This window comes from Nostoc sp. FACHB-888, assembly GCF_014696655.1.
Lineage (GTDB): Bacteria > Cyanobacteriota > Cyanobacteriia > Cyanobacteriales > Nostocaceae > Nostoc.
The window spans coordinates 1-7,874 of record NZ_JACJQM010000189.1; the positions used below are offsets into that span (position 1 = coordinate 1).

At 45.6% G+C, this 7,874-nt stretch carries 7 protein-coding genes and 1 pseudogene; 7 read left to right on the forward strand and 1 reads right to left on the reverse strand.

Annotated features, from left to right (window positions below; genetic code table 11):
- The 7 genes from H6G26_RS35915 to H6G26_RS35950 form a co-directional block, all read left to right on the forward strand.
- A partial coding sequence (locus H6G26_RS35915; protein WP_242054166.1) for a GMC oxidoreductase occupies positions 1 to 309 on the forward strand: 309 nt, incomplete at its 5' end.
- 629 nt (positions 310 to 938) lie between these two features.
- Complete coding sequence (locus tag H6G26_RS35920; protein WP_190736148.1) at positions 939 to 1,775, forward strand: alpha/beta hydrolase; 837 nt, start codon at positions 939 to 941, stop codon at positions 1,773 to 1,775.
- A gap of 243 nt (positions 1,776 to 2,018) precedes the next feature.
- A complete protein-coding gene (locus tag H6G26_RS35930; protein ID WP_190736150.1) occupies positions 2,019 to 2,981 on the forward strand; it encodes a dioxygenase in 963 nt (320 codons plus the stop codon).
- A 17-nt stretch (positions 2,982 to 2,998) separates the two neighbouring features.
- Positions 2,999 to 3,463, forward strand: coding sequence for a lipocalin-like domain-containing protein (locus H6G26_RS35935; RefSeq protein WP_190736152.1), 465 nt, complete (start codon positions 2,999 to 3,001; stop codon positions 3,461 to 3,463).
- A gap of 219 nt (positions 3,464 to 3,682) precedes the next feature.
- A complete protein-coding gene (locus H6G26_RS35940; protein WP_190736154.1) occupies positions 3,683 to 4,564 on the forward strand; it encodes an alpha/beta hydrolase in 882 nt (293 codons plus the stop codon).
- A gap of 143 nt (positions 4,565 to 4,707) precedes the next feature.
- Positions 4,708 to 5,997, forward strand: coding sequence for a mercuric reductase (locus H6G26_RS35945; RefSeq protein ID WP_347242568.1), 1,290 nt, complete (start codon positions 4,708 to 4,710; stop codon positions 5,995 to 5,997).
- A 77-nt stretch (positions 5,998 to 6,074) separates the two neighbouring features.
- The gene (locus H6G26_RS35950) at positions 6,075 to 6,824 is read left to right on the forward strand and encodes an SDR family oxidoreductase (protein WP_190736157.1); all 750 of its coding nucleotides are present in this window, start codon (positions 6,075 to 6,077) and stop codon (positions 6,822 to 6,824) included.
- Between the two features lie 394 nt (positions 6,825 to 7,218).
- Here the strand turns inward: H6G26_RS35950 and H6G26_RS35955 are convergent.
- Positions 7,219 to 7,779: pseudogene (locus tag H6G26_RS35955) on the reverse strand (transposase family protein); the annotation flags it as partial.
- Positions 7,780 to 7,874 lie beyond the last annotated feature (95 nt).

Sequence of the window (7,874 nt, forward strand, 5' to 3'; positions counted from 1 at the left end):
ATCGCTCCTGGTGCCGATAAGCAGAGTGATGCAGCACTCGTTGCTTACGTCCGAGAAGCTTGTGATACGGTGTATCATCCGGTCGGCACTTGCAAAATGGGCACTGACCTAATGGCAGTGGTAGATCCTGAACTCCGGGTACATGGAATTGAGGGGTTGCGTGTCGTAGATGCTTCCATCATGCCAAGGATCACCACAGGAAATACAAACGCGCCCACCATTATGATTGCCGAAAAAGCAGCCGATTTAATTAAAGCCGCAGGTTGCCTTTCACAGCAAGTACTTTCACCTTCAGCGCTCGCAAATTAACTCACCCACGCAAAGACAAGGGAAAGGCTTCTGACAGCATGGATACGGGATGTCGGCTCAGGGACAGCAAACTGGAAAACCCAACAGATTGCGAATCCATTTTCCCTATTTGGCAAAGCCAAACTAAAACTACTAAATCATGTTCAAACTATCCGTTAAATTGTCTGTTGCACTGGTCATTGTTACAGCATTAGTCCTGATCGGTTTGCAATCTTTTCAAGCAAAGCCTGTTCTATCTGAAACGCCAGATATACAAGCTCTGAATCAGTGAAAACTTGTTGCAACTGCCTCCACACCCCCCAACCTTGTGAGTGCCGTATTGGGAGGCAGACCTGTTTATGTGCTGTACGTGACCCGATCCGAAGATACTGTCTTGGTGCATTGTTACCCTACCTATGAACCCACAATCACGATTCGAGCGATGGGGGGTAATTCCAATGCCAACACTTAGAGGGAAGGGGTCATGACCTGCCGTTCTTCTGCATAAAAACTATACTGTGCAACCCATCTGAAAAGAAAACATACACCAAGAAATTTTCATCTGCACAACATGATGACGAAATTCTGAGTCCGCCTAGCTTTACTTTCCGCATAAGACAACAAATCGACTCACAAAAAAGGAGACTCTAATGCCTTACGTTACTGCCGGTAAAGAAAACTCTGGAAACATCGATATTTATTACGAAGATTTCGGAGCAGGTCAGCCCATTGTGCTAATCCACGGGTTTCCTCTAAGCGGTCATTCTTGGGAAAAGCAGGTAGGAGTTTTGTTGGACAAGGGCTATCGGGTCATCACTTACGATCGCAGAGGCTTTGGTGATTCTAGCCAGCCGTCGTTTGGCTATGACTACGACACCTTCGCTGCGGATTTGAACACGCTTATGACAGAACTTGACCTGCACAATACAGTGCTAGTCGGCTTCTCGATGGGGACTGGCGAAGTCACGCGCTATTTGGGCAAGTACGGCTCAGAGCGCGTCAGTAAAGCAGTGTTAATGGCTCCAGTACCACCCTTCCTAGTGAAGACAGACGACAATCCCGAAGGGGTCGATCGCAGTGTATTCGACGGAATTATGAAGCGTATCGTAGAGGATCGTCCAGCATATCTATCCGCATTTTTTAAAGACTTTTACAACATAGATGTGCTTATGGGCGGTCGCATCAGCGAAGAAGCCATCCAGATGAGTTGGAATGTTGCAGCAGGAGCTTCCGCTAAGGGAACTCTGAACTGTGTACCATCGTGGCTGACCGATTTCCGTGACGATCTGCCACATATTGACGTACCAACCCTGATCATTCATGGAGATGGCGATCGCATCCTTCCATTTGAGTCCACCGCAGCGAGGCTGCCGAAGCTAATTAAAGACAGTCGCCTTGTGTTAATACCTGGCGGTCCGCACGCTATAAACTGGACTCATGCAGATCAAGTCAATCCTTTGCTGCTGGACTTTCTTAAAGAAAATTAAGCAGTTTTTTATGGAAATTGGCACGTCCGATGATCCAACTGCACCGCCACCCCCTGTTACGGATGCAGATATCCAAACAACGATCGCCCTGGCTCCTTAGGATTTGTGTAAAAATAACCTGAACAATTTTTGTGCGAAAGCTAGATTTAGCAAGCTATTCCAAATAAATTTTGTACAACTTATTTTTACATGATGCCTTAATACGGTCTAACCATTCTTCCTCTTGTTTACTTAGAGACGATAATGACAATCAACGAGAAAATCACGCTTGACAGCATCACTCAAGCCGTTGTTAATCATGGCGATCGCGGCAAATCTCACCCGCGACTGTATGAAATTTACACAAGCTTGGTTCAACACTTGCATGACTTTGTGCGTGAGGTGAATCTGACCCAATCAGAATTGCAGCAGGGACGTAATTTTCTCAACCAGGTAAGTCATCATACTCAGGAGATTCCCACTGGAGAGATCCATTTGTTGACAGATTTACTAGGGATATCAGAGTTGGTAGAACTGCTGGACGATGCCCATCTCGGTACAGAAAGCAATTTAGAAGGGCCATTGTATGTAGCGAATGCACCAGAACGACAGATGGGCGATCACTTAGGCATTGATCCAGAAGGCGACACACTTTTCCTGTCAGGCAGGGTTTTAGATTTGAACTATCAACCGATCGCCAATGCTCTGATTGATGTTTGGCAACCCAATTCCATGTCAGGCAGGGTTTTAGATTTGAACTATCAACCGATCGCCAATGCTCTGATTGATGTTTGGCAACCCAATTCCAAAGGATTATATGACATTCAAGATCCATCTGTGCAACAGGGGAACTTTCGGGGACGTTTCAAAACAAGTGCCAGTGGCAAGTATACGTTTGAAACCGTGGTGCCACTAGGTTACAACGTGCCAGTGAGTGGTCCATCTGGCGAGTTATTGCGACTACTAGGACGGCATCCCTGGCGGGCGGCTCATATCCATTTTAAAGTCACTGCCCCAGAGTACACTTTGCTAACCACACAAATTTTTATTGCTGGCGATCCTTACCTGGATTCAGATACAACCTTTGCAGTGCGATCGGCGATCGTTGAATTACAAAAGCACGAAGCACTAGACGAACTCAAGGCACAGAATCAAAGTAAACCATTTTACACAACGGAATTTGATTTTGTGTTGAAACCCGTTACTCTCAGTAGCGGAGAATCATAAAACAACCGCTGCACATTATGTCTACACCATCAACCCAGAACAATCCGCTCATTGGCATTTGGAAATTAATTTCTGCAACTGCTATTCACGCTGATGGAACGGTGACTCCAGGTGTGTATGGAACTCATCCTGTTGGCTACATCACTTACACGTTAGATGGTCACATGATGGTGATGTTTTCTAGGAGCGATCGCCCACCGCTAAGTCAAGAGGTTCAATCGCCGCTGAGTCCACAGATGCAATCTCTACCTGTTGAAGAGCTTGCTCAAGCATTCACGACATTCAATGCTTACGCTGGAACTTATACATTGAGTGGGAACACAGTAACTCACCAGATCGAAATTGCATCAATTCCTAATCGGGTTGGTACAGCGTTAGTTCGCACCTTTACTCTGAGTAAGAACCAAGTGACGCTCTTGACACCGCCAGTTTTAAGTGATGGTGTTGAGAAGGTTTTCGAGTTGGTGTGGGAGCGTATTTAACCCTCATTTATCATTTTGGGAGAATCCAATCGCCCAAACGGTTACGCAGCTTTAGTTTCCACTTTTTGTCTATAAACTTTAGTTTCTGTTAGGAAATAAAGCCTCAAACCTGGATTAAATTAAAGTTCCAGAATTGGGCTGAGATTATTGTTTTCCGAGAGTGATAAAACAGGGTTAATTACTAATTTCACCACTTATAAACCTATAAGGAGTAAAGTCATGACCACATACCGCATGATCGCGATAGATGGTTTGTCCAGCAGGAATATAGAGGTGACAACAAGGATGATTTTTACATCGAAAAAAGTTCAAAGATTATTGCTGTTGCTACTCGCATTTAGTGTTGTCGTTATCGTATCGATGCATCCAGCATCAGCCATTTTTAAGAAATTACCCCAAGCGTCCGGCTCTAAACCTTTGATCGTTCTGGTTCATGGTACCAATGCCGATGCTACATCATGGCAACACGTCATTCCGCTTTTGCAACAGGATGGCTATACAGTGACCGCTGTGCAAAATCCGCTTACTTCTTTGCCAGACGACATTGCCACAACCAAGCGGGTAATTGATGCCCAACGGAGACCTGTTGTTGTGGTCGGACACTCCTATGGTGGAAACGTGATCACAGCGGCGGCGGCTGGCAACCCGCAAGTGAAAGCATTGGTTTATATCGCTGGTTTTGCACCAGAACCAGGCGAAACGATTAGCGAGTTAAGTAGCAGATATGCTCCCCCTCCACTCAGTAAAGCACTTGTAGCTGATACAGCAGGGTTTCTCTACATTGATCGTGAAAAGTTTCACGAGGTCTTTGCTAAAGATGTATCGACAGTCGAGGCGCGGGTGATGGCAGCGACGCAGAAGCCACCCGCCAAGGCGGTCTTTGACCAATCAGTGGAAAGCGCAGCTTGGAAGACAATTCCCTCATGGTATCTCGTGGCTCAGGAAGACCAGGCAATTAACCCTGAGCTTGAGCGATTCATGGCAAAGCGAATCGATGCTAAGACAACTGAGATCAAAGCAAGCCATGTGGCCTTTATCTCTCATCCAAGAGAGGTTGCGAACCTGATTATTGAAGCAGCAAAGTTTCCTCCTGTGAAGTAATCCCAATCGCCGCATGAAGTAACGTCAAACGCAAAGGAGATGGAAATGCACACCCAATATTATGACGACATTATTATCTGCGGCGGCAAAGCGGGTAAAACCCTGGCACCTGCACTAGTCGCGGACGGACGCAAAACCGCTCTGTGGAACGCAGCTTAAACATGATTGGTGGCTCGTGCCCTAATATTGCCTGCATTCCCAGCAAAACGATGGTGGCAAGTGCAGAGGTGGCAAATACTGTGCGAAACAGTGCTGCCTATGGCATCAACACGGCACCGCCCACGGTTGATTTGGCGGCAGTGATTGGGCGCAAACGATTAGTCGTGCAGTCCCTACGACCAATAAATCTCAACAACTTGCACACCGCATTGGGGGACAATCTGATCATTGGCACAGCTCGCTTTGTCGCACCTAAAACGATTGAAGTTGCAACAGATGAAGGAACAACTCGCTTACTCACCGCAGAACGATTGTTTATCAATACAGGCACGCGACCATTGATTCCATCGGTGCCGGGACTCGAAGAAGCTGGGTTTTTGACCAGCGAGTCGATCATGGAGCTAGAACAGTTGCCAGAGCATCTGCTCGTGCTTGGGAGTGGCTACATTGGGTTGGAGTTTGCCCAAATGTTTCAGCGTTTTGGCTCTCGCGTCACTGTCATTGGGCAGAGTGAGCAAATTCTGTCACAGCACGATCCAGATATTGCAATTGCCGTTCAAACACTTTTAGAACGAGACGGCATTGAATTCTTGCTGAAGACGAAGGTATCAAGGGTCGATCACTCTGGCAATGTAACTAAACTTCTGATTCAAGTCGCCGATCGTGAGATCAGCCTTGAGGGTTCGCATTTGCTAATAGCCGTCGGTCGTGCGCCAACTACCGATACCTTAAATCTAGCTGCTGCTGGTGTGGCAACCGATGCACGCGGATTTATTCCAGTCAATGATCGCTTGGAGACAAACATACCGAATATCTGGGCGTTAGGCGATATCAATGGTGGGCCGCAATATACCCATGTGGCACTGGACGATTATCGGATTATCAAAGTGAATCTAATTGATGGCGGCAACCGCAGCACACAAGATCGCTTGGTACCATCCTGCCTTTTCATCGACCCAGAACTGGCTCATGTGGGTCTGACCGAAACCGAAGCGCAGCAACAAGGGTATGCCATTCGAGTGGCGAAGCTGGATACAAGAGACATTATGCGAGCGGTAACACAAAGTCAAACCGATGGACTCATGAAAGCGATCGTGGATACCGAGACAGGTCGTATTCTTGGTTGTTCGCTATTATGCCATGAAGCAGGTGAAGTAATTTCGACAGTGCAAATGGTGATGCAAGCTCAAATGCCCTATACCGTTCTGCGTGATGGAATTTTGACTCATCCCACGATGACTGAAGGGTTAAATATGCTGTTTTCAAACCTGTAAGCAGGTACTTGCGCAGACACCTCACAATTCTTTACACCAACTCTTTCATCCCTCAACAACCATAGGACTCATCCAAAATGAAAAAACTAGAAGGAAAAGTCGCTCTTGTCACCGGCGGTACCAGCGGCATCGGTCTTGCCACTGCCAAGCGCTTTGTCGCCGAAGGAGCGTATGTCTTTATCACGGGTCGTCGCCAAACTGAACTTGATGCCGCCGTGAAAGAAATTGGTGAAAACGTCACGGGTATTCAGAGCGATGCCTCGAATCTTGCAGACCTTGATCGCTTGTTCGCCACAATCAAGCAAGAGCAAGGACACCTCGATGTGATCTTCGCCAATGCTGGCGGTGGAGGACTTGCCCCACTTGGAGCCATCACCGAAGAAGACTTTGACAAAACGTTCAACACTAATGTAAAAGGTCTGCTGTTCACCGTGCAGAAGGCACTTCCTCTGTTGCCAGAGGGCGCTTCCATCATTCTGAATGCCTCGACTGCTTCTACCGTGGGCACCCCAGCCTTTAGTGTTTACAGCGCTACCAAAGCCGCCGTGCGCTCGTTTGCTCGCAATTGGACACTCGACCTTAAAGAGCGCAAAATCCGGGTTAACGCCATTAGTCCTGGCGTGGTTCCTACTCCTGCATACAATCACTTGGGACTGAGTGATGAGCAGGTGCAGGAATTCGTAGACAGCCAAGCCATCACTATCCCACTGGGCAGAGTAGGCACACCGGATGAGATTGCCAAAGCCGTCGTCTTTCTCGCTTGTGATGACAGTAGCTTTGTTAACGGCATCGAGCTGTTTGTCGATGGCGGTATGGCACAGATTTGAAGTGACCTAAAAATAAGTTGATTTAACCGTTCATGGAGGATTAAGCGATCGCTCTGTGGACGGTCACGTAAATAGCGCACCAGGCTGGACTCAGCAGGCTGCTGTTCCGAGCAGAGCATCTGATTTATCCGCAGAGATTATGACCAATAAGGCTGGTCACGCTTGTACAGCTTTTGGACATTAGAACTCTTGCATAATTATTTTGTGGTATGATGATGGGTTATTTTAATTTCCGCTATTGATGAGAGGTTATAAATTTTTTCGAGCAAGTATTATTAGGCGATGGCGTTGCGCCCACCGTAGGTGAAGGCTCACTTAAAAAATGGCAACAAACGTTGTTTCAGTTATTGATTAATCACTGAAAATATTTGATAACTTTGATTTTTTACTTAATTTATATGCCTAATTCGTGGTTATAAATTCCCGCAATTAAATTAGACCTTAAGCCAAAACGTCGGTGACGGTTTCGATATCTATCAGACAAAATTTTAAATATCTTTAGACGACGATTTACGTGTTCAACAGTGATTCTTAATCGATTAAGTTCTCGATTATATTTCTTTTGTTCTTTTGTCAACTTCTTATTTTTTGGTTTTTTAATTGGGGTTTCACTTAATTGATGAATTTTAGTGATTCCTTGATAGCCTTTATCCGCTATTACTTTGAGTAATTCTCCAAATCTTACACCACTGGTTTTAAATAGCTTAAAATCATGAATTTTCCCCAAACCATGAGCTAAACAAATGATCTGACTACTTTTTTGATGGATAATTACTTGCGTTTTTAACGTATGTTCCCCCTGTTTGCCACTAAAAAATCTTTTTTGACCTTTATTAGGTCTTTCAATCGGGCTTTCCATGACATCCATCACAACCAAATTTTCTTCAGATGACATTTTCCATAATTCTTTCTTCCCAGGCAGACTAAACTTTCTTGAACTAATTAAAATCCCATCTTCCGCACTTCAAAAAGTATTATAAATAATACAAAAATAGTTACTAAGAATATTCATACTATTAAGTATTAATACTGGTAATAGTTATTGGCTGG

Bases quoted from the DNA above. Each gene is read 5' to 3' on its own strand.
- H6G26_RS35920 (WP_190736148.1), top strand. From the start codon at position 939: ATGCCTTACGTTACTGCCGGTAAAGAAAACTCTGGAAACATCGATATT.
- H6G26_RS35930 (WP_190736150.1), top strand. From the start codon at position 2,019: ATGACAATCAACGAGAAAATCACGCTTGACAGCATCACTCAAGCCGTT.
- H6G26_RS35935 (WP_190736152.1), top strand. From the start codon at position 2,999: ATGTCTACACCATCAACCCAGAACAATCCGCTCATTGGCATTTGGAAA.
- H6G26_RS35940 (WP_190736154.1), top strand. From the start codon at position 3,683: ATGACCACATACCGCATGATCGCGATAGATGGTTTGTCCAGCAGGAAT.
- H6G26_RS35950 (WP_190736157.1), top strand. From the start codon at position 6,075: ATGAAAAAACTAGAAGGAAAAGTCGCTCTTGTCACCGGCGGTACCAGC.